Source organism: Arthrobacter sp. NPDC058127, from assembly GCF_042884555.1.
Lineage (GTDB): Bacteria > Actinomycetota > Actinomycetes > Actinomycetales > Micrococcaceae > Arthrobacter.
In genome coordinates this window covers 15262-34864 of the sequence record NZ_JBHVTT010000012.1, presented here as the reverse complement: position 1 = coordinate 34864, position 19603 = coordinate 15262, and the positions used below count along the sequence as shown (strand labels likewise).

General features: G+C 63.5%; 22 protein-coding genes. 11 read left to right on the top strand and 11 right to left on the bottom strand.

What is annotated here, in order from left to right; translation table 11 throughout:
• Positions 1 to 15 precede the first annotated feature (15 nt).
• Positions 16 to 450 carry an acyl-CoA thioesterase gene (locus ACFVTG_RS15885; RefSeq protein WP_084784486.1) on the bottom strand — a complete coding sequence of 145 codons (435 nt, stop codon included), beginning with the start codon at positions 448 to 450 and terminating at the stop codon, positions 16 to 18.
• Between the two features lie 226 nt (positions 451 to 676).
• On the opposite strand from ACFVTG_RS15885, the gene ACFVTG_RS15880 reads away from it, so the two are divergent.
• Positions 677 to 1570, top strand: a complete 894-nt coding sequence (locus tag ACFVTG_RS15880; protein WP_284754805.1) for a cytochrome c oxidase assembly protein — start codon at positions 677 to 679, stop codon at positions 1568 to 1570.
• Between the two features lie 65 nt (positions 1571 to 1635).
• Here ACFVTG_RS15880 and ACFVTG_RS15875 read toward each other — a convergent pair whose 3' ends face one another.
• The 3 genes from ACFVTG_RS15875 to purB all read right to left on the bottom strand — a co-directional run bounded on the left by ACFVTG_RS15875 (position 1636) and on the right by purB (position 4416).
• The gene (locus ACFVTG_RS15875) at positions 1636 to 2139 is read right to left on the bottom strand and encodes a GNAT family N-acetyltransferase (RefSeq protein WP_284754807.1); all 504 of its coding nucleotides are present in this window, start codon (positions 2137 to 2139) and stop codon (positions 1636 to 1638) included.
• 123 nt (positions 2140 to 2262) lie between these two features.
• A complete protein-coding gene (locus tag ACFVTG_RS15870; protein ID WP_390281874.1) occupies positions 2263 to 2922 on the bottom strand; it encodes a histidine phosphatase family protein in 660 nt (219 codons plus the stop codon).
• A 51-nt stretch (positions 2923 to 2973) separates the two neighbouring features.
• A complete protein-coding gene (purB, locus tag ACFVTG_RS15865) occupies positions 2974 to 4416 on the bottom strand; it encodes an adenylosuccinate lyase (protein WP_284754811.1) in 1443 nt (480 codons plus the stop codon).
• A gap of 191 nt (positions 4417 to 4607) precedes the next feature.
• Between purB and ACFVTG_RS15860 the strand changes: the two genes are divergently transcribed.
• Positions 4608 to 4916 carry a hypothetical protein gene (locus ACFVTG_RS15860; RefSeq protein ID WP_390281872.1) on the top strand — a complete coding sequence of 103 codons (309 nt, stop codon included), beginning with the start codon at positions 4608 to 4610 and terminating at the stop codon, positions 4914 to 4916.
• 68 nt (positions 4917 to 4984) lie between these two features.
• Positions 4985 to 6286, top strand: a complete 1302-nt coding sequence (locus tag ACFVTG_RS15855) for a hypothetical protein (RefSeq protein WP_390281870.1) — start codon at positions 4985 to 4987, stop codon at positions 6284 to 6286.
• 43 nt (positions 6287 to 6329) lie between these two features.
• Here ACFVTG_RS15855 and ACFVTG_RS15850 read toward each other — a convergent pair whose 3' ends face one another.
• Positions 6330 to 6758 carry a phage holin family protein gene (locus ACFVTG_RS15850; protein WP_390281868.1) on the bottom strand — a complete coding sequence of 143 codons (429 nt, stop codon included), beginning with the start codon at positions 6756 to 6758 and terminating at the stop codon, positions 6330 to 6332.
• A 106-nt stretch (positions 6759 to 6864) separates the two neighbouring features.
• Here ACFVTG_RS15850 and ACFVTG_RS15845 point away from each other — a divergent pair, with 106 nt between their 5' ends.
• From ACFVTG_RS15845 to ACFVTG_RS15825, 5 genes are all read left to right on the top strand, one after another.
• On the top strand, positions 6865 to 7983 hold the full coding sequence (locus tag ACFVTG_RS15845) for a histidinol-phosphate transaminase (RefSeq protein ID WP_284754815.1): 1119 nt from the start codon (positions 6865 to 6867) through the stop codon (positions 7981 to 7983).
• A gap of 144 nt (positions 7984 to 8127) precedes the next feature.
• Positions 8128 to 9336: a pyruvate dehydrogenase (acetyl-transferring) E1 component subunit alpha gene (pdhA, locus tag ACFVTG_RS15840; protein WP_390281866.1), complete on the top strand. Its 1209-nt coding sequence runs from the start codon at positions 8128 to 8130 to the stop codon at positions 9334 to 9336.
• Positions 9336 to 10316 (top strand): alpha-ketoacid dehydrogenase subunit beta, encoded by a 981-nt coding sequence (locus ACFVTG_RS15835; RefSeq protein WP_284754817.1) that lies wholly within the window; start codon positions 9336 to 9338, stop codon positions 10314 to 10316. The genes pdhA and ACFVTG_RS15835 overlap by 1 nt, the downstream gene beginning before the upstream one ends.
• A 57-nt stretch (positions 10317 to 10373) precedes the next feature.
• On the top strand, positions 10374 to 11960 hold the full coding sequence (locus tag ACFVTG_RS15830) for a dihydrolipoamide acetyltransferase family protein (RefSeq protein ID WP_390281864.1): 1587 nt from the start codon (positions 10374 to 10376) through the stop codon (positions 11958 to 11960).
• Between the two features lie 96 nt (positions 11961 to 12056).
• Positions 12057 to 12623 (top strand): phosphatase PAP2 family protein, encoded by a 567-nt coding sequence (locus ACFVTG_RS15825; protein ID WP_390281979.1) that lies wholly within the window; start codon positions 12057 to 12059, stop codon positions 12621 to 12623.
• Here ACFVTG_RS15825 and ACFVTG_RS15820 read toward each other — a convergent pair.
• The 3 genes from ACFVTG_RS15820 to ACFVTG_RS15810 all read right to left on the bottom strand — a co-directional run bounded on the left by ACFVTG_RS15820 (position 12620) and on the right by ACFVTG_RS15810 (position 14846).
• On the bottom strand, positions 12620 to 12958 hold the full coding sequence (locus ACFVTG_RS15820) for a hypothetical protein (RefSeq protein WP_113990649.1): 339 nt from the start codon (positions 12956 to 12958) through the stop codon (positions 12620 to 12622). The two genes, ACFVTG_RS15825 and ACFVTG_RS15820, sit on opposite strands and share 4 nt — an antisense overlap.
• A 155-nt stretch (positions 12959 to 13113) precedes the next feature.
• Positions 13114 to 13542: a universal stress protein gene (locus ACFVTG_RS15815; RefSeq protein ID WP_390281862.1), complete on the bottom strand. Its 429-nt coding sequence runs from the start codon at positions 13540 to 13542 to the stop codon at positions 13114 to 13116.
• Positions 13539 to 14846, bottom strand: a complete 1308-nt coding sequence (locus ACFVTG_RS15810; RefSeq protein WP_390281860.1) for a PLP-dependent aminotransferase family protein — start codon at positions 14844 to 14846, stop codon at positions 13539 to 13541. The genes ACFVTG_RS15815 and ACFVTG_RS15810 overlap by 4 nt, the downstream gene beginning before the upstream one ends.
• 114 nt (positions 14847 to 14960) lie before the next feature.
• Between ACFVTG_RS15810 and ACFVTG_RS15805 the strand changes: the two genes are divergently transcribed.
• A complete protein-coding gene (locus ACFVTG_RS15805; protein ID WP_284754826.1) occupies positions 14961 to 15788 on the top strand; it encodes an isocitrate lyase/phosphoenolpyruvate mutase family protein in 828 nt (275 codons plus the stop codon).
• On the opposite strand, the gene ACFVTG_RS15800 is transcribed toward ACFVTG_RS15805, so the two are convergent.
• From ACFVTG_RS15800 to ACFVTG_RS15790, 3 genes are all read right to left on the bottom strand, one after another.
• The gene (locus tag ACFVTG_RS15800; protein ID WP_390281858.1) at positions 15777 to 16544 is read right to left on the bottom strand and encodes a GerMN domain-containing protein; all 768 of its coding nucleotides are present in this window, start codon (positions 16542 to 16544) and stop codon (positions 15777 to 15779) included. The genes ACFVTG_RS15805 and ACFVTG_RS15800 overlap by 12 nt on opposite strands.
• 164 nt (positions 16545 to 16708) lie before the next feature.
• Entirely contained in the window at positions 16709 to 17107 is a 399-nt protein-coding gene (locus ACFVTG_RS15795; RefSeq protein WP_284756113.1) for a DUF1801 domain-containing protein, read from the bottom strand.
• 79 nt (positions 17108 to 17186) lie between these two features.
• Complete coding sequence (locus ACFVTG_RS15790) at positions 17187 to 17750, bottom strand: NADPH-dependent FMN reductase (protein WP_284756112.1); 564 nt, start codon at positions 17748 to 17750, stop codon at positions 17187 to 17189.
• A 123-nt stretch (positions 17751 to 17873) separates the two neighbouring features.
• Between ACFVTG_RS15790 and ACFVTG_RS15785 the strand changes: the two genes are divergently transcribed.
• Together ACFVTG_RS15785 and ACFVTG_RS15780 are read left to right on the top strand one after the other, a co-directional pair.
• Complete coding sequence (locus ACFVTG_RS15785) at positions 17874 to 18485, top strand: TetR/AcrR family transcriptional regulator (protein ID WP_269993912.1); 612 nt, start codon at positions 17874 to 17876, stop codon at positions 18483 to 18485.
• 42 nt (positions 18486 to 18527) lie between these two features.
• The gene (locus tag ACFVTG_RS15780; protein ID WP_390281855.1) at positions 18528 to 19574 is read left to right on the top strand and encodes a Gfo/Idh/MocA family oxidoreductase; all 1047 of its coding nucleotides are present in this window, start codon (positions 18528 to 18530) and stop codon (positions 19572 to 19574) included.
• Positions 19575 to 19603: the final 29 nt, after the last annotated feature.

Here is a 19603-nt window from a genome sequence, read left to right as displayed (position 1 = left end):
CCCGACGTCGGGCGCTCAGTCCTCGTGGAGGGCTTGCGTCAGGTGGTGCGTGGGGATGCGGTCGCGGTCATACGTGATTTCCGTGTAGCCGTGCGGTTCCGGCCGGCCGTCGTGCCCGAGGTTGACGAACACGATTTCCTCGATGGTCAGGATGCTGTCGCGGGTGATCATGTTGCGCACCTCCGCACGCATGGTCAGTGACGTCCGGCCGAAACGGACCGCCGTCAGGCCCATCTCCACCAGGTCGCCCTGGACGGCCGAGCTGACGAAGTTGATTTCGGAGATGTACTTGGTGACGGCGCGGCCGTTTCCAAGTTGGAGGATTGCGTAGATTGCCGCTTCCTCGTCGATCCATTTCAGCAGGCTTCCACCGAACAGCGTGCCGTTGGCGTTGAGGTCCTCCGGACGTATCCACTTGCGGGTCCGGAACGTGATGTCAGCCTTTTCCATAATGCGAGATTAGCCGAGCCTGGACGCCCGCGTCTCCTGCGGCGTGCCATGCTTGGCGCGACTCCGTAACATGGATACGGTGCACCCGGTTCAGGGCACAACACGACACGCCGATTCGCGCACCACGCGGCACACCGGGAACGCGCTGGAGGAACACCATGAAGATCGACAAAACCCACCGTAGCGCTGGGCTGGGCGCCCGGCCTTCCGGCTTGGACTTCTGACCATGCCACCGTTGGACGCCGTGCTGGGCGCCTGGTCCATGAACTGGCCTGCCCTGGTCATTCTTATCGCCGCAGTCGCCCTGTATTCAAAGGGGCTGATTGCTGCCAAGCGCCGGGACATCCGCTGGCCCTTGTGGAACTCGTTTGCCTTCTTCGCCCTTGGCCTGGGTAGTTTCGCGGCACTGAGCTTCGGATTCCCGGGAACCTACAGCCACGATCTGCGGTGGGCATTCACCCTCAAAGTGACGTCCTACCTGTTTGTGGTCCCGCTCTTGATTGGCCTCGGCAAGCCGCTGACACTCGCAAGGCAGACCCTTGGCCCCGTCGGCGCGGCGAGGGTCGAAGCGGTCCTCGGGCACCGGCTCGTTCGCATGCTCAGCAACACGCTCGTGGCGGCACTTCTGGGGCTCGCCATGTTCACAGTGTTCCTGACGCCGTTCTTCTACGTGCTTCGGACCAACCCCGCCGCCGACATGATCCTGACTTTGCTGGTGCCCGTCATGGGACTCCTCATGACCGTACCGATCATGGAAGACGGCGCAGGACGCACCTCATCGCTCATTGTGGTCGAGTTCATCTTTGTATTTATTGAGCTGCTCGCCGACGCGGTGCCTGGGGTCCTGATGCGGCTCAGTCCGGGAATTCTTGACGGCGCCACGTCAATTTTGGGCAATCAGCCAGGTTGGTTTCCCTCACCGTTGCGTGACCAGCAACTCGCGGGAGACTTGATGTGGTTCCTCGCGGAGATCGTGGATCTTCCCCTCATCATCCTGATGTTCGTCCGGTTCTCCCGGAGCGACAAGCACGAGGCCAAGAGCTTCGACGACTTGAGTGATGAAGAAATCGAAGCCTTGAATCGGGCACACCTGGGGCAGGGCGGACGCAGCCTGGATTGATGGTGCGAGCCGGCCGGGCTGACGGTGCGGGGGCGGGCGTTGCCCGGGCTGGCGCTGGCCGGTCCCTAGGCCATCGCCGTGTGTGAGGCGCTGTGCGAATCGATCGGCTTCGCGTAGCACTGTGAGTGGCTGACGCCGATGTACGGACCGAAGTTGGGCACTGGGGCGAAGCCAGCGCTTTCGTAGAAGCTGCGGCCGTCCGATTGGGCAGATCCCGCTTCGGCCGTGATCACGCTGAAACCGTGGGCATGTGCCTGCGCCTCCAGCGCGGCAAGGATCGAACTCGCAACTCCTGAGCCCCTCGCGTACGGGACGACGTACAGCCGTTTGATTTCGGCGGTTTGAGCATCCAGAATCCTTAGCCCTCCGCAACCCAGAGGCTGGCCGGAGCACTTTTCGTAGGCAACGACGAAAACGGCAGTATCAGATTCCGATGGCGCGGGTCCGGGCTCGTGGTCTGAGTTACCGAAGCGTGCGTCCAGTTCGGCTTGCTGCGCCGCGCGGAGGTCTGCACCCACCGGATTTGCCCAGGTGACCTGCCTGATGTTGAGCCGCGGATTGGTCTGCATCGGAACCTCTTTCGCCGGAGGGGGTTATGCCTATCAAGCCTAGGAAGCGGGGGTTACCGCGGTGTTTCCTCTGCGTAAGCGTCCGGAGAATTACGGGGCGTTGGGATTGACCCCGAGCAACCGTTATTCGACGGCGTCGCCGGTGGGATCCTCGACGGTCCGGTCGGCCAAGGCAAGTCCGCCTACGGGGCTTTGGTCCCAGTGCAGCAGCCGCCAGCCGATCTCCGGGTCGCCTTCGAGGACCACGATTCCGGTGTTCTGCAACTGGTGGGTGGCGGCGAACTCGCGGCCGACATCCACGGCACGGCGACCGGCCCAGCAGCGGATCGCGGCACCATGGCTGACCACGACGGCGGTTTCGTCGCCTGCCGCTGCCACTTTGGCAATGGCAGCGTCGTAGCGGGCGAAGAACTCGTGGCCGTTGCCCGCTCCCGGCATGCGGATGTCGAGTTCACCGTCGGTCCAAGCGAAAACGGTGCTCATGTACCGGTGGTGCGATTCGTGGTCGGTGAGCTTCTCCAAGGCCCCGGCCTCAATCTCCTGCAGGCCGTCCAATACGGTGGCCTCAAGCCCGAGGGCTTTTGCAAGCGGGGCCGCCGTCAGCTGGGTGCGGATCAGCGTGGATGCATAGATTGCCGTGATGTCCTCGTTGGCAAGAGACTCCGAGAGCGCAGCGGCCTGACGTTCGCCGAGTTCAGTTAGTCCCGGACCGGGAAACGCCGTGTCCAATTGCCCCAAGACGTTTCCCGGGGTTTGCCCGTGGCGGATAAGCAAGAGCCTCATGCTGACACAATTCCTTACATCGATTCGGGAAACGCCGGGTCCATGTGGCCTTTACTTCAGGTGGTCCACCAACTGGTCCGCGATACCCGTGTACTTGCCCGGAGTAAGTGCCAGGAGGCGTGCCTCGGCTTCGGGGGACAAGCCAAGGCTCGAGACGAACTCCTGCATGCGGACGGCATCGACGCGCTGCCCGCGGGTGAGATCCTTGAGTCGCTCGTACGGGTTCTCCATGCCCTCAACGCCGGCGATGGCCTCGGCGCGCATGACCATCTGGATCGCCTCGCCCAGGACTTCCCAGTTGGTGTCGAGGTCGGCTGCCAGCACATCCTCGGCGACGTCCAGGGCCTTGAGTCCCTTGGCAACATTCGAGATCGCAAGGAGCGAGTGCCCGAACGCGACGCCGATGTTGCGTTGCGAGGAAGAGTCGGTGAGGTCTCGCTGCCAGCGGGAGGTAACCAGCGTGGCCCCCAAGGTGTCCAACAGTCCGTTGGAGATCTCGAGGTTTGCCTCGGCGTTTTCGAAGCGGATCGGGTTGACCTTGTGCGGCATGGTGGAGGAGCCGGTGGCGCCGGCAACCGGGATCTGGCGGAAGTAGCCAATCGAGATGTAGCTCCAGATGTCCGTGCAGACGTTGTGCAGGATGCGGTTGAAGCGGGCTACGTCGGCATACAGTTCGGCCTGCCAGTCGTGGCTTTCGATCTGGGTGGTCAGCGGGTTCCACGTCAGTCCCAGGCCCTCAACGAAGGACTGGGCTACGGCCTGCCAATCGGCGCCGGGAACGGAAGCGACATGCGCTGCATAGGTGCCGGTAGCGCCGTTGATCTTGCCGAGGTACTGGGTCTTGGAAACGCGGTCCAGCTGGCGGCTCAGGCGGTGCGTGATGACTGCCAGTTCCTTGCCAAGAGTGGTGGGCGTAGCCGGCTGGCCGTGCGTGCGGGAGAGCATCGGGACGGCACGGTTCTCCTCGGCCATCTCTTCGATCTGCTTCACCAAGGCGGTGGCAGCAGGAAGCCAGACATCTTCCACGGCACCCTTGACGCCCAAGGCGTAGGAGAGGTTGTTGATGTCTTCCGACGTGCAGCCGAAGTGCACCATTGCGGTCAGGTTCTCGATACCGATCGCGGGGAGGCGGCGGCCGATGTAGTACTCAACGGCCTTGACGTCGTGGACCGTGACGGCTTCGATTTCAGCGAGTTCCGTGACCGAAGCGGCGTCAAACTCAGTGACGATGGCGCGCAGCTTCTCCTGTTGTTCCGCGGTCAGGGGGCCGGCGCCCGGAAGCACGTTGTTGCTGGTCAGGTGGATGAGCCACTCGACCTCGACGGCCACGCGGTCGCGGTTGAGAGCGGCCTCGGACAAATAGTCGACCAAGGGAGCCACGGCGGACTGGTACCGGCCGTCCAGCGGGCCCAAGGCGATCGGCTCCGGCGACGCGGCGAGAGCCAGGCGTCCAGAGGGCGTACGGGTAACAGCGGCGGCGACGGTTTCAGGCATGAGGCAATTCTTTCATGAACTCGGCTCGCGCCATTAAGCCGGACTTCTCTATGTGCATAACATCGCAGTTTCCCCGCCCCGGCTGTGTTTCGGGCAGTTATCCACATAGCCGATCACGGCGGTTCCGCGCCCCCGGAGCACAACGTAGCGTCGGTGCCAGAACATCAATGGACACAGAGGAGGGCAACGTCTTGAGCGGCATTCTTATGGCGGCCGGAGGAACGGATCTGGATTCGCCGCAATGTATTACACGAGATGTGGAGATCCAGAAGCTCGGATGGCGGATGAGCGTCTGCGCCGACCAAGCCGATGCCGTCCTTGCCAAGCTGGCGCAGTTGCAACTCGAGGAATGGGAGTCGCCGGCCGGCCGTGCCTACCGGACCACGCTGGCTTTGCAGGCCGCCGCCCTTCGAAGGGGGCGTGATGCCTTGCGCGAGGCCGCCTCAGTGACTCTCCGCCATGCCCAAAATGTGGCAGCGAAACTCCCGCCTGGCTTCTGATGGCCGAGGTCGCTCCTGTCGGCGCGGGCGGAAGTCCCCACCCTCGAACACCCGAGCCGGATGGCACATTGCGGATACGCGGCGGAGTCGGCGGAATCCGTTTCCAATTCGAAGAGCTGCTTGCTGGCGCTGCCGCGCTGGACGGACTGGTGCTCCAACTGCGGGCCATTGAAGTGGAAGCCGAAGCGGTGAGGGTGGCTCTCTTCCCGTACCAGGGCTCGTCCTACACGAGTGGAAGCAACGCCATCATTGCTGTCGGTGAGAGCGGACGGGACGTTGGACGGGTCCGCGAACAGCTTCAGCGGATCGGCAACGATGTCAGGGCAAGCCACCGTGAATACGAGTTTGCGGAATCACATGCGGCGATCAGGTTGCGGATGGGCATGGGAATGCCTGTCCTCGCGACTGGCCCGAATCCCCTGGACCTCGGCCTGAGGGGAGTCACAGAAGGAGCCGTCCGGGATCTGACCCGCATATTGGAACTGATGATGGGGCTACCCCCTGCAGCGGCAAACCTTGCGGGGGCGATCGTCGGGCCCACTGATGTCGGCGTTGTCCTGAGAGCCATCGTGGCGGCCCCTGCATTGTCTTTCCTCAGGCCGCGTCCCATTGCGGTCGGCCGGGGCGAGACCGCCACGAAGAGCATGGACCTGTCGGCGGCAGGAATGCTCAGGGAGCTGGATCACCTCGGTGCCACTTCAGAGGGCGAGATAGAAGTTGTGCAGGTGGACAGGGACGGAGAGAAGGCTTGGGTGGTGTTGATTCCGGGTACCCAGCCGGGCAATCCGCCCGGAGGCAGCAATCCATTGGACGAAGCCGGGATTGCCGAAGCGCTGGGCTACAACTCGACGGAGACCAGCAAGGCCATCCGTCAGGCATTGCTTGAGGCAGGCGCCGCAGCCGGCGAAACGGTGGTGGCAGTCGGCCATAGCCAGGGCGGAATCCATGCCATGAACTTGAGCCAGGACAAAGCGTTCCTCGCCGATTATGACCTCAAGTTTGTGGTGACAGCTGGATCGCCCGTCGGCGGGATGACCCCGCAAGCCGGCATCGGGAGCTTGCATTTGGAGCACGAACAGGATTGGGTTCCCGGGGCGGACGGCAAAGCGAATCAGGATACCAAGGACAGGGTCACGGTGACCATGACCAATCCGGTGAGCCTGGCACCCGGCGAAGAGCCAGGCATCGGACCGGCGCACAAGCTCTCACGCTACGAGGAAGGGGCAAAGCTCGTGCAGCTCAGTTCCGATCCTTCACTGGCCGCTTCCACAGCCGCTCTTGGCGGAATACTGGGCGTTGGCGGAGCGGCCAAAGTGACGCGGTTCAAACTGACCCGCGAAACACCCCCGGCCCCGCGGGCAGGACGATGAAGAAAGCCGAGGAACATGCTGGCGTAAGGCTTCTTATCGCCTGCTACCGCCTGCCACCGCCCGGAATCCAGCTGGCCACCATGGAAATCAGGCTGATGATGATCGCAGCGAGAACCGCGGTCCAGAAGAAACGGTCGATGGTGAGGTGCACAGGTGTGTAGCTACTAAGCCAGGCCGTCAGGGACAACATAGCCGCGTTGATGACAATCGTGAACAGGCCGAGGGTGAGGATCGTGATCGGAAGGGAGAGCAGCTTGACCAAAGGCCGCACAAAGGCATTGACGATGCCAAAAATGAGCCCTATGAAGAGATAGGCAAGAACCACGCCCAAGGTGTCACTGCCTTGAGTGACCCCCGCGTTGCTTACTGCGTTGGTGGTTGCCGAAGTGGAAATATCCATTCCGGGCAGAATCCAGCTGGCAACCCAGAGGGCCAGCCCGTTGATCAGGACACGCACGATGAATGAACCCATACGCCCATGCTTTCACATGCGCCGGTTTTCACATGCGCCGGTTTTCGCCCACGCTGGCCGGAGGGCTTGCCAGCGAGGGCCGAAGCCCTGCAAGTAGGCTGGTGCCATGAATTCTTCTGACAACGCACCGGAGGGCGTGCGTCCCCGCCCGGTTGTGGACAGGCTCCCCAAATATGCTGCAGGCAAGCCTCCCGCAGCAATAGAGGGCCTGACCAGCTACAAACTGTCGTCCAATGAAAACCCGCTGCCCCCGATTCCCGCTGTGCTCGAGGCAATCGCTGATCAGTCGGACATCAACCGGTATCCCGACCCCTTGTCCACCAAGCTGCGCACGGCGCTCGCTGACTTCCTTGGAATCCCTGCTGACGACGTCGTCACTGGAGCCGGAAGCCTCGGAGCCCTGAACCAGATCCTTTCCACGTTTGCAGGGCAGAACCACGACGGCAAGGCTGATGAGGTTATCTACGCCTGGCGCTCCTTTGAGGCCTACCCCATCTCCGTAGGACTGGCCGGTGCCGAGAGTGTCCAGATCCCGTTGCTTTCCGATGGACGCCACGATCTCGAGGCCATGGCGGCCGCTGTCACCGTCCGCACCAAGGTGATTTTGCTCTGCACGCCGAACAACCCCACGGGTCCCATCATCACCGCCGAGGAAACCGAACGGTTCATCCAGTCAGTGCCGGCGGGCGTCGTTGTTGTTATCGATGAGGCCTACCAGGAGTTCGTCAGGGACGAGAACGCCGTGGACGGCATCAAGCTGTACCGCAAGTACCCTAACGTCGTGGTCCTCCGTACCTTCTCCAAGGCTCACGGGCTAGCGGGGCTGCGTGTTGGATACAGCGTTTCCGGTCCGGATCTCACTCAGCATTTGCGCGTCGCTGCCACGCCTTTTGCCGTCTCGCAGATTGCCGAACGTGCCGCCATTACCTCCTTGGAGAATTTCGACCAGGTTGTTGAAAGGGTACAAAGCCTGGTCGATGAGCGGGACCGGGTTACCGCAGGACTCCGGGAGCTCGGATGGTTCTTGCCCGAGGCCCAAGGCAACTTCGTCTGGCTGAATCTTGGTGAGCATAGCGCCGAATTTGCCGGACTTGCAGGCGAGCGTGCGTTGTCCGTGCGGGCCTTCGGCAACGAAGGCGTCCGGGTCAGCATTGGAGAGGTCGAGGCCAATACTCGATTCCTCGAACTCTGTGCGTCCTATACAAAAGCGCCGCAGGCTTCCTAGCGGTTAACAAATGCCCCTGCGTCCCTTACTGCGGATAAAGTAAGGGACGAAAGCCAAGATATGCCGATTCCGGAATGCATTCCGGAATCGGCATATATCAGCGAATATTGCTCAGCATCGGGCTGCGGCAGGCAAGGAGACGGAATGGGCGCAACTCAATTGCCCACCCCCGGGATCAACGGAACGGGACTGGATCAGCAGTCTCCTGCGGGAGGCGCTTCGAGCGATCCCGCGGCCGACATGATCCAGCTGCTGGGGCCGGACGGCAAGCTAGGGACAGATCCCGTCTTCTCGGACTACGCCAAGCGCCTTGAGCCTGAGCAGCTCCGCGGCTTCTATGCCGACATGGCCAAGGTCCGCCGCTTCGACCAGGAGGCCACGGCCCTTCAGCGCCAAGGAGAGCTGGCACTGTGGGTTCCCCTGACCGGCCAGGAGGCCGCCCAGATCGGTTCCGGGCGCGCTACCCAACGTCAGGACTACATCTTCCCCACATACCGGGAACACGGCGTTGCGCTGACCCGCGATGTGGATCTGGCGGAACTCCTGAAGCTGTTCCGCGGAATTTCGAATGGTGGCTGGGATCCCACCGAGAACAACTTCCATCTCTATACCCTCGTGCTTGCGGCCCAGACGCTGCATTCCGTTGGGTACGCCATGGGAATCCAGCGCGACCAAAAGCTCGCGGAAGCCAATGGTTCCAACGATCCGAAGGCTGCTGTTGTGGCCTACTTCGGCGACGGTGCCAGCTCCGAAGGCGACGTCCACGAATCCATGGTCTTCGCGGCGTCCTATAACGCTCCCGTGGTGTTCTTCTGCCAGAACAACCACTGGGCCATCTCCGTCCCCACCGAGGTCCAGACCAAGGTTCCGCTGTTCAACCGAGCCAAGGGATACGGCTTCCCGGGCATCAGGGTGGACGGCAACGACGTCATCGCAGTCCATGCGGTCACCGAGTGGGCGCTTGAGCACGCGCGTGAAGGCCGTGGTCCCGTGCTCATTGAGGCATATACGTATCGCGTTGGTGCCCACACGACGGCGGACGACCCCACCAAGTACCGCGAATCTGCCGAGGAAACCGCCTGGCGGGGCAAGGATCCCTTGGATCGCCTGGAGAAGTACCTCCGCAGCGAGGGCTTGGCCGATGAAGCTTTCTTCGAGCAAGTCAGGGTTGACGGTGACAAGCTCGCCGCCCACGTCCGCAGCACCACGCAAGGTCTGCAGGGCCCCAACTTCCGCGAGTCATTCGCCGGTGTCTATGCCGAGCCGCACCCGCTGGTGGCCGAGGAACTTGCTTGGTTCGAGGAATACTCCGCCGGATTCGAAGGCGACGAGGAAGAGGGGACAGGCAACTGATGACCACTATGACCATTGCCAAGGCCATCAACGAAGGCCTGCGTGCCTCGCTCACCAACAACCCGAAGTCCTTGCTTATGGGCGAAGACATCGGCCCGCTGGGCGGCGTCTATCGCGTGACCGACGGACTCATCCGGGAGTTCGGCGCAGACCGCGTAGTGGATACCCCACTGGCTGAGTCCGGCATCGTCGGCACGGCCATAGGCCTGGCCTTGCGCGGCTACCGTCCCATCTGCGAAATCCAGTTCGACGGCTTTGTGTTCCCCGGCTTCAACCAGATCACCACACAACTGGCCAAGATGCACTCGCGCAGCGGCGGCAAGTTGACTGTCCCCGTGGTCATCCGCATTCCTTACGGTGGCGGCATCGGCTCGATCGAACATCACTCGGAATCGCCCGAAGCGCTGTTCGCCCACACGGCCGGCTTGCGCATCATCACTCCGTCCAATGCCCACGACGCCTACTGGATGATCCAGCAGGCTGTCGACTGCACGGACCCGGTCATCTTCTTCGAACCCAAGCGCCGCTACTGGCTCAAAGGCGAGGTGGACACCGAGAACCCAGGACCGGCGTCGGATCCGTTCCAAGCGCACGTCCTGCGCGAAGGCTCGGACGCCACCATCGTGGCTTACGGGCCGCTGGTCCCAGTCGCGCTGGCCGCCGCAGCGGCGGCGGAAGAAGACGGGCACAGCATCGAGGTGATCGACCTGCGTTCGATTTCCCCCATCGACTTCGACACTGTCACTACTTCCGTCAAAAAGACCGGCCGATTGATCGTTGCGCACGAAGCACCGACGTTCGGGGGGATCGGTGGAGAGATCGCCGCGCGGATCAGTGAGCGTGCTTTCCTGCACTTGGAGGCTCCGGTCATCCGCGTGGGCGGTTTCCACATGCCATATCCCGTGGCGAAGGTCGAAGAGGACTACTTGCCGGACATCGACAAGATCCTCGAAGCCCTGGACCGTTCCCTGGCCTACTAGCCGCCCCTGATTGCACCCTCCGCCACGCGGACGGGCCAGCAGAGATCGAGGACCTAAGTGACTGTTAAGAGATTCAACCTGCCGGATGTCGGCGAAGGCCTGACCGAGGCGGAAATCGTCTCCTGGAAGGTCAAGCCGGGCGACACCGTGGCCATCAACGATGTCATCTGCGAGATCGAGACCGCCAAGTCCCTCGTGGAATTGCCGTCCCCGTATGCCGGCACCGTGGCAGAATTGCTCGTTGCCGAAGGCATCACGGTTGAAGTAGGGACCGCGATTATCGGCATTTCGGACAATGCGCCGGGTGAGACCGCGCCCGCGTCAGCACCCGCTGCGCCGCTCGCCGCGCAGCCTGCGGCTCCGACGGCTGCCGCACCGTCCCCCACCCCACCTGCCGCGCCTGCGGCCGAACAGGTCTTCGAAGCCTCGATGTACGGCAAGTTGCCCGTCGACGCCGGAACGTCCGACGGCGGTCCCGCCGGCGGCCCGCTGGTTGGCTCCGGTCCGAAGGCCGACGCCGTCAAGCGCCGCCCGCGCAAGCGCCCGGAAGGTGCTACTTCGGTGCCCGCCGCCGCGCCGAGCACGGCACCCGCCGCCGTCGAGCCCGCCGTTGAGCGAGTGGCAGAACCCGCTGCTCCGGCACTCCCGCCCGTTGCCGCACAGCAGCCCGCAGCCGCAAGCCAGACATCCGCAAACCAGGCACCGGGTCTCACCGGCATCGGTGCAACGGTCAGTGGCCTCGTCAACCGGGTGCTGGCCAAGCCGCCCGTGCGCAAGATCGCCCGTGAACTTGGGATTGACCTGGCCGACGTCGTTGCCACGGGAGCCCGCGGCGAAGTGACCCGCGAGGACTTGGTCAGCTACCAGTCGCAGCGCGATGCCGAGGTGGATCAAGCAGACACGTTCTGGGGTGCGTCCAAGAAGCCGCAGGATCAGCGGGTGGAACGGATTCCCGTCAAGGGCGTCCGCAAGGCTACTGCCAAGGCCATGGTGGAATCGGCGTTCACGGCACCCCACGTGAGTATCTTCGTTGACGTGGATGCCAGCCGCACCATGGAATTCGTCAAGCGGCTCAAGGCCTCCAGGGACTTTGAGGGCATCAAGGTATCGCCGCTACTGATTCTCTCCAAGGCCGTGATTTGGGCCGCCGCACGCAACCCGAGCGTTAACGCGACCTGGGTAGAGAACGCCGATGGCAAGGGCGGCGCGGAGATCCACGTCAAGCACTACATGAACCTCGGTATTGCCGCAGCTACGCCGCGAGGGCTCATGGTCCCGAACATCAAGGATGCCCAGGACCTTTCGCTCAAGGAACTTGCCCTTGCCCTCAACGAGCTAGCGAGTACGGCACGTGCGGGCAAGACCCAGCCTTCGCAGATGCAGGGCGGCTCGCTGACCATTACGAACATCGGCGCCCTCGGCATCGACACCGGAACGCCCATCATCAACCCCGGCGAGGTGGCAATCGTCGCGTTCGGCACCATCAAGCAAAAGCCTTGGGTGCTCGACGGCGAGGTCATCCCCCGCTGGATCACGACGCTTGGCGGTTCGTTCGACCACCGCGTGGTGGACGGGGACCTCTCGGCCCGCTTCATGGCCGACGTCGCATCCATTCTCGAAGAACCGGCCCTCCTGCTTGACTGAGGTTGCTTGACTGAGCAGCGCGGCACCGGGGGCCGCGGGAGCAGTGCCCAGCCAGCAGCTGGACGGGCCTCCTCGGCCCGGCACCGTGTTGCCCGGATCCTGACGGAAGTCTTCCAGCCGCCCGCCGTCGTGTCCGTCTTGCTGCTCATCAGCCCTGCGGTGGAACCGGGTTTCCCGGGGACGATATGGTTCGGGGTTCTAGCGGCGCTCTTTGTGTGTGTGCTGCCGCTGGCCTATGTCCTGCTCATGGTGAGGCTCGGCAAACTCAGCGACCACCACGTCAGTGATCGCAAGGAGCGTGCGCCTTTGCTGATGCTTGCGCTCGTGTCCGTGGTACTGGGGCTGGTTGTCCTCAACCTCATCCATGCCCCGATGAGCGTCTCAGCGATGATCCTTGCACTGATTGGCGGCATCACGGTGTTGGCCGCAGTCAGCCTTGTGTGGAAAATCAGCGGTCATGCCTCGGCAATTTCCGCGGCCGTAGTCATTGTGGCCCTCATGTTCGGGCCGGCGTGGTTGCCGTTGCTGCTTCTGGTTCCGGCCGTCGGTTGGTCCCGCGTCGTCCTGCGGGACCATACCCGCGGCCAGGTCATTGCCGGCTCGCTGTTCGGCGGGATGGTCATCGCGGGACTTTGGTGGGTCCTGCGCGGTTGGCTGGGCTAGTAGGACGTATAGCTGAGCGCGAGGTCGCGCAGTTGCTGGTCGCTCATGCTGCCGATCATTCCAAATGACAGCACCATGGCCAGGGCTCCGACGGCGAGCATCGCGGAAGCAACCACAAGCAACAATTTCCAGTCGGAGCGAAGGATGCTGCGGAACGTCTCCGGCATCTGGAGCAACGGGGAGATCATGTTCGGAGCGCTGTCTACCGAGCCGTCGTCGAGAAGTGCCACGATGCGGTCATTTGCCCGGTCGAAGCGCATGGAGCTGATGTGATTGCCGTGGCGGGCGAGCAGAATGTCGTGGCCGACGCGTTGGCGCGGCTGGAGAGTGAGCAAAAGAGATCCCCTACGGGTTGTTGTGATGGACGGCTCGCGCCCTTGGGGGCCACTTCAATTTTATCGGCGGCATCCTAGCCGCACGGCCAAAATCGGGGTGAGACCGCCCACCACAACACGTGATCCCCGTCAAAGTCCCGGGGTCGGGGCGTTCCCTAAGGCTCGTCTGTCTTGGCAATGTAGACGTCGCACGGCGCGTTGTGCGCCACCGTGTTGGCAACACTGCCGAGAACCCTGGCCAGTCCCTGCATACGGCGGTTGCCGACCACGATCACTTGGGCGCCCACTCGTTCGGCTTCCTTGACCAGGGCCTCTCCGGCTTTGCCGAAGACCGCTCCATAGCTGGTGGTCAACTGATTGGAAGCGAGCTCAGCGGCCACTTTGCTGGCTACCTTCTCGGCGGCGTCGGCATCGGAGAGAATCCACTTGTCGCCTCCGCTTTCGACAACCTCCACGTGGGCGCCTTCAAAAGCGGTGATGACGCGCAGTTCCGCGCCCAATGCGGTCGCCAAATTCTTTGCCGAATCGGCGGCCCGCCTTGCCGTTACGCTGCCGTCGACTCCGACGAGGACTATTCCGCTCATATATCTGCTCCTTTGCTGATGACATCAATGGCTTCTTGCAAAACCGGCGCCAATCGGCGGACGCCTTCGGCGATGGACTCCGGTGGCACTGCGCTGAAAGCCAACCTTAGTTTGTTGGATGGTTCGGCCGAGTGCGTGAACGCCGCGCCGGGGATGAACACGACCCCCGCCGCGATCGCCCTCTTGAGCAGTGGATATGTGTCCACACCGTCGGGCAAGGTGACCCAGACGAAGAAGCCGCCTTCGGGCCTGGTCCAGCTGAGGCCGGGAGGCATGTGCTCTTCCAACGCCACCAGCAGGGCATTGCAGCGTTCCTCGTACAGGGCCCGGTAGGTGTCAATCTGCCCGCGCCAGTCGTAGTCCCGAAGATATGCCGAGATGATCATCTGGTTCAGGGTGGGAGGGCACAGGGTCACGGCTTCCGAAGCCAGGTAGAAGCGCCGCTGCAAGTGCTCGGGTACCAGGGCCCACCCGATGCGCAGTCCTGGGGCAAAGATCTTGGAGAACGAACCCATGTAGATGACGTCGTGCTCATTCGCGGCCCGCATTGGTTCCAACGGCTTGCCGTCGAAGCGCAAGAGACCGTAAGGGTTGTCCTCCAACACCAGGATATTCGCATTGCGGCATATATCGACGATGCGCTGCCGCCTCGCCGGCGCAAGCGTGATGCCGGAGGGGTTGTTGAAGTTGGGGATCGTGTAGAGGAACTTGATGGTCTTGCCCTCGGCCTGAAGCGCGGCGATCTTGGCTTCGAGGAGCTCCGGGACCAGTCCGTCGTCGTCCATGTCCACGGTCTCAACCTGGACCTGGTATGCCTCGAAGGTGTTCAGTGCGCCCACGTAGGTGGGGTTTTCCACGAGGACGACGTCGCCAGGATTGCAGAAGACCTTCGTGGCCACGTCCTGCGCCGACTGGGAACCGGCGGTGATCACCACGTTCTCCGGGCGGGCGTCCAAGATGCCCTCCGCGGCCATGATCTCGCAGATCTGGGTACGCAGTTCCTCGGTGCCTTGGCCGCCGCCGTACTGCAGCGCCGTCATGCCTTCTTCCGCGATGATGCGGGCAGCGGTTTGGCCGAGCTTCTCTAGGGGCAGGGACTGCAGGTAGGGGTTTCCGCCCGCGAGGGACACGAGTCCCGGCCGCATTGAGATGTCGAAGACGTCACGCACAGCGGACTGCTTGATGTTGGCGGCGCGCTCCGAGAAAAGTTCCTCGTGGCGGTGGGCGGCAGTTGCTGCTCGCTCTATTGCGTCGATTGCTTCCGCGGGCAACTCGGGCCCGGCATCCAATGTTTCGTGGGTCACAGTGAAAGGATACTCCCCAGAGTTGCCAATTGAGCAACGGATGTTTCATCCCATTTTTTGGATTCACGGTGCGAAGCGCTTTACGTCCGGACACAGGAAGGCTGGAATAGAGCCATGACGACGCATCCCGAACTCGAATCCAAAGCTCTCCGCTTCCACGAGCTCCATGCCTTGCCGCATGCGCCGTTGGTGCTGGTTAATGCGTGGGATGCGGCATCTGCGCGCATGGTCGAGGAAGCGGGCGCGACGGCGGTGGCCACCTCCAGCTCGGCTGTCTCCTGGAGCCTGGGGTACCAGGACGGGGACCACCTTCCGCGGCACCTCGCGATGGAAGCGCTGGCACGGATAGCAAAGGCCACCCGCTTGCCCGTGACCGCGGATATCGAGACTGGCTACGGGCGTTCTGACGAAGAACTCCAGGCCACGGTTCGAGCGGTGCTGGACGCGGGCGCAGTCGGGATCAATATTGAGGACTCGGCGGACCAGCCGTTGAGCGACATCGCCGAACAATCCAAGCGCATAGCGCTGATCAGGCAGACTGCCGAGGACGCGGGCGTCAGGCTGTTCATCAATGCCCGTACCGACACTTACTGGTCTGGAAAGTTTCCGGATACGGCATATGAGGAAACGCTGCGCCGCGCGGACGCCTATCAGCGGGCCGGGGCGGACGGAATATTCGTACCCGGGTTGGCCGATCTCCATGTCCTGCACGAACTTTCCCGGCGGATCAGCGTACCGCTCAATGCGCTGGCCGGCTTGGGTTCGCCGTCGCCGGGAGAATTACACGAAGTCGGAGTGCGGCGAATCAGCATCGGGGGCAGCACTGCCAGGGCCGCCTACGCGAAGGTCTCGAGGCTGGCAATGGAAGTTCTTGGCGATGGAAACTGGTCGGGCCTGGCCGGAAGCCGGAGCTACGCAGACATGGACGCGCTATTCGAGTGACTGGCCAGCTGAGCGCAAACTGAGTACGTCCGCCAGGGTTTTTCCGTCGATGTAGATCGCTGCCTGGGATGCTCCCGTAGCCGCCACCGCGGTTTGCGCCAACTGGGTTTCGATCCGAGGGTTGTCGCACACGCCTCCAGGGCGAAGTGAACCGCTCAGGTTCACGACAGCAATGGTGCCGTCGAGGTAGCCCGAAACGTAACGCAGCGCGGAGCCCGAGAGTGCGTTGTACAAGCCTGCCCGGGATGCGGTCCCGTCGGACGCCAGCAGCTGCGCCATCGCCGCGGCCAGCGGGTCGCTGCCCGGAGGTGCGGTGATGTAGACAGGCACGAGGCTGTCGTCACAACCGAACCGCACACCGCGGCTGCCGCCGTCGCCGATTGCCACGAAATACACGGCAGTCCCAGTCAATTCGCCGGCGGTTGGGAGAGGAAGGGGTGCCTGCGGGCTCGCGACGGTTGGGTGGGGTGCGGGAGCTGGCCCGGCTACGGGTGCGTGCGGGCTCGCAGTGGTTGGCAGCGATGCCGTGGGCGGCGGGTTGATATACGGGGGAGGCGCGGGGAGAGGCATGGGAACCGGCCCGGCTACCGGCTCCTGCGTCACTCGGACGGAGCCAGCTGAGGCTGGTTGCGCGGAGGGTGATCCGCCCGGATCGCCGCCGGCGGGGGAAGCGCAGCCGGCCAGGCAGAGCGCGAGGGATAGGCACAGCACGGCGATCGCCGTCGTCGTGCATTCCACGCCGCGCCCGAGCCGCATGACAGCCCCCGCTCCTGCCCTGATCACCTTTGGTGCCTGTAACTCAACGTTACGGCTGGCCGTCCTGGTGTGGGCCGCTCCGTCCATGACGGTTCGGCCTCAGCTCAGTCACGGAATGGTAGCGGTGCGGTGACGCATTCCTTCTGTTTCGAAGGGCGTTCCGGCTAGTCCGTTCCCTTGATCTTCCGCCAACCGCCTGCACGGTTGTTTGCCGCGATCTGCCGCAGCATGGTGATAAGCGGTTCACTCGGGATCACGTCGTGCTGATGGAAAGTGATCATGCGGGCGGTTTTGTTGTCGTGCCCCGAGGTGATGATGTTGTCCGGGTCGGGGACAATCGCGCCGTCGTAAAGGAACAGGTTGACGTGGTCCTTGGCTGCGAGCAGAGCGCAGACGTTGCCGTCGAGGACGAAGTAGGGCCGGGTGCGGCGCTTGATCGTTTCGACGACTTCGGGCTCGGCTTCGTGGATGAGGTCGCGTAGTTGCCCGCCGATGGCGCGTTGCCAGTCCGGCAGGGCCTCAAGGTAGGCGTCGACGTCGGGATGGCGGTTGTAGTCGGCCATGCCGCCATCGTATCGACAAAGAGTGCCCCCGCCCACGCCTCAACGGCGGGACAGGGGCACTCTCGGGGCCAACTGGGAACTAGGCTGCGACTTCTTCCTGGACGGCAGTCAGCGGCTCGAAGATGCCCTTGATCTGCTCAACAACTTCGGCGTCGTCCTTCGGGTGCAGTTCAGCGAAGCGGATCATGGAACCCGGGACGGCAAGCTTGACGTCCTCGAGGACCTTGGCGCCGGCGATGCCGGCTGCCTTGCGGGCCTCGTCCTGCGCCCAGACGCCACCGAACTGGCCAAAAGCGGTACCGACGACGGCGGTGGGCTTGCCTGCCAGGGCACCGGCGCCGAACGGGCGGGACAGCCAGTCGATGGCGTTCTTGAGCGACGCCGGCATGGTGCCGTTGTGTTCCGGCGTGACGAGCAGGATTGCGTCCGCTTCGGCGGCGGCAGCGCGGAGAGCTGCGGCTTCGGCCGGAACCTGGCCTTCGACGTCGATGTCTTCGTTGTAGAACGGGATGTTGCCGAGGGAGCCGTGGATCTGTACTTCGACGTTTTCCGGGGCGTTGAGCTGGATGGCTTCGGCGAGCTTGCGGTTGTGGGAATCGGCGCGGAGGCTGCCAACAAGGGCGAGAACGGTGTTCTTGGACATGGGAACTCCTTGGGTCTGGCCGCGGACGGTGCCGCAGGCGCTCGGTTTTGGAGGCTTTTGCTGCCTTCGTAGATTCTAAACGGACTGCGGTCCGCTTATTATTCCCGAGGCTAGAATGTTTTTGTGAGCCTCATCCCCATCCGGCCCGGTTCGCCTTTCGGGACGCAGCCGGAGCGCAGCGACGCCGCGCGTAACCGCGAACGGCTCCTTCAGGCTGCCAGGGATCTCGTGGCTGAACACGGAGTGGACGCCGTCACGATGGACATGCTCGCGTGCAGGGCAGACGTCGGGAAGGGAACCGTATTTCGCCGTTTCGGCAGTCGGGCAGGACTCATGATGACCCTCCTGAGCGACGCCGAAGCGGAATTCCAGCGCGAGTTCATCTTCGGTCCGCCGCCGCTAGGCCCCGGAGCGCCCCCACTTGAACGGCTCATTGCCTTCGGCGAAGCGCGCATCAAATATGTCGAAGAATACGGCGAGCTGGCCCGTGCCGCGGCGGAGCATTCCCCGCAAAACCGGCACGACGCCCCGCCGGTCGTGTTGTGGCACCGGCACATCGAGATGCTGCTGCGGGAAGCGGGCCTGGACCGCGATCCATGGCTGCTAGCTCTTTCCCTCGGCGCCACGCTGGATCCCGAGCGCATGCTCCATTCCCTCCGCGCCCATGGAGTCGCCCCGGAGCGCCTGGCTGCGTCGTGGCGAGAGCTCGTTACGCGCCTGCTGAAAGACTGCTGACATAACCTTCGCCGGGCCACCTTCGCCCGGTAGCGTAGCGGCATGACCCACACACCGATCCGCACCGCCGTCGTCGGCTATGGCCTTTCCGGCAGCGTCTTCCACGCGCCGTTCATCGCAGCCAATCGGGCGTATTCCCTCGACGTCATCGTTACTTCGGACCCGGGCCGTAAGGCCAAAGCCGAAGAACGGTATCCCGGCACGAGGATCGTGGACAGTCCGGATGACGTCCTGGCGCTAGCCGGTGAGCTGGACCTCGTAGTGCTCGGCACGCCGCCAGCGACCCATCACCCGCTCGCGAAGGCCGCGCTGGAAGCCGGGCTCGACGTCGTCGTGGACAAGCCGTTCGCGGTGACCAGCGCGCAGGGACAGGAGCTGATCGGTCTGGCCGCGAGGCTGGGCCGCGTGCTTACCGTCTATCAAAACCGCCGCTGGGACGGCGACGCCCTCACGGTGAAGAAGCTGCTCGACGCCGGGACGTTGGGCGAGGTCATGCGCTGCGAAGCGTCAATGGAGCGGTGGGCGCCAGAAATAAGCAAAGCGTGGAAGGCTGGTGCCACGGCCGACGACGGCGGCGGGCTGCTCTTCGACCTGGGAACCCACCTGCTGGACCTGGCGATCCAGATGTTCGGTCCCGCCGAAGTCAGCCATGCCGAAATCCTGGCGCGACGGCCCCAGGAAAAAGCTGACGACGACGTCTTCCTGGCCCTAAGGCACGCTTCGGGAGTGCTCAGCCACGTCGCCATGAACGTCAACAGCCAGCTTCACGCGCCACGCTTCCGCATCCTGGGGAGCAAGGGTGGATTCGTGAAGTTCGGAATCGACCCTCAGGAACCATTCATCGTGGCGGGCGGTCGGCCCACGGATGGCGCCTACGGCGTCGACGATCCGCACCACTACGGCACCCTGGAAATCGACGGCGTGCGGACCACGGTACCCACCGAGCGTGGCGCCTACCAGGAGTTCTACCGGATCCTTGCGGAGAAGATCGCCGACGGCGGTGCCGCCTCCGCTTTGCCGCTCCCCGTGGATCCGGCCGGCCCAGTTGAGGTGCTCAAGCTGATTGAGCAAGCCAGGACGCTCGCCTGACCGGAGCGAACTGGCATCAAATGACCCCA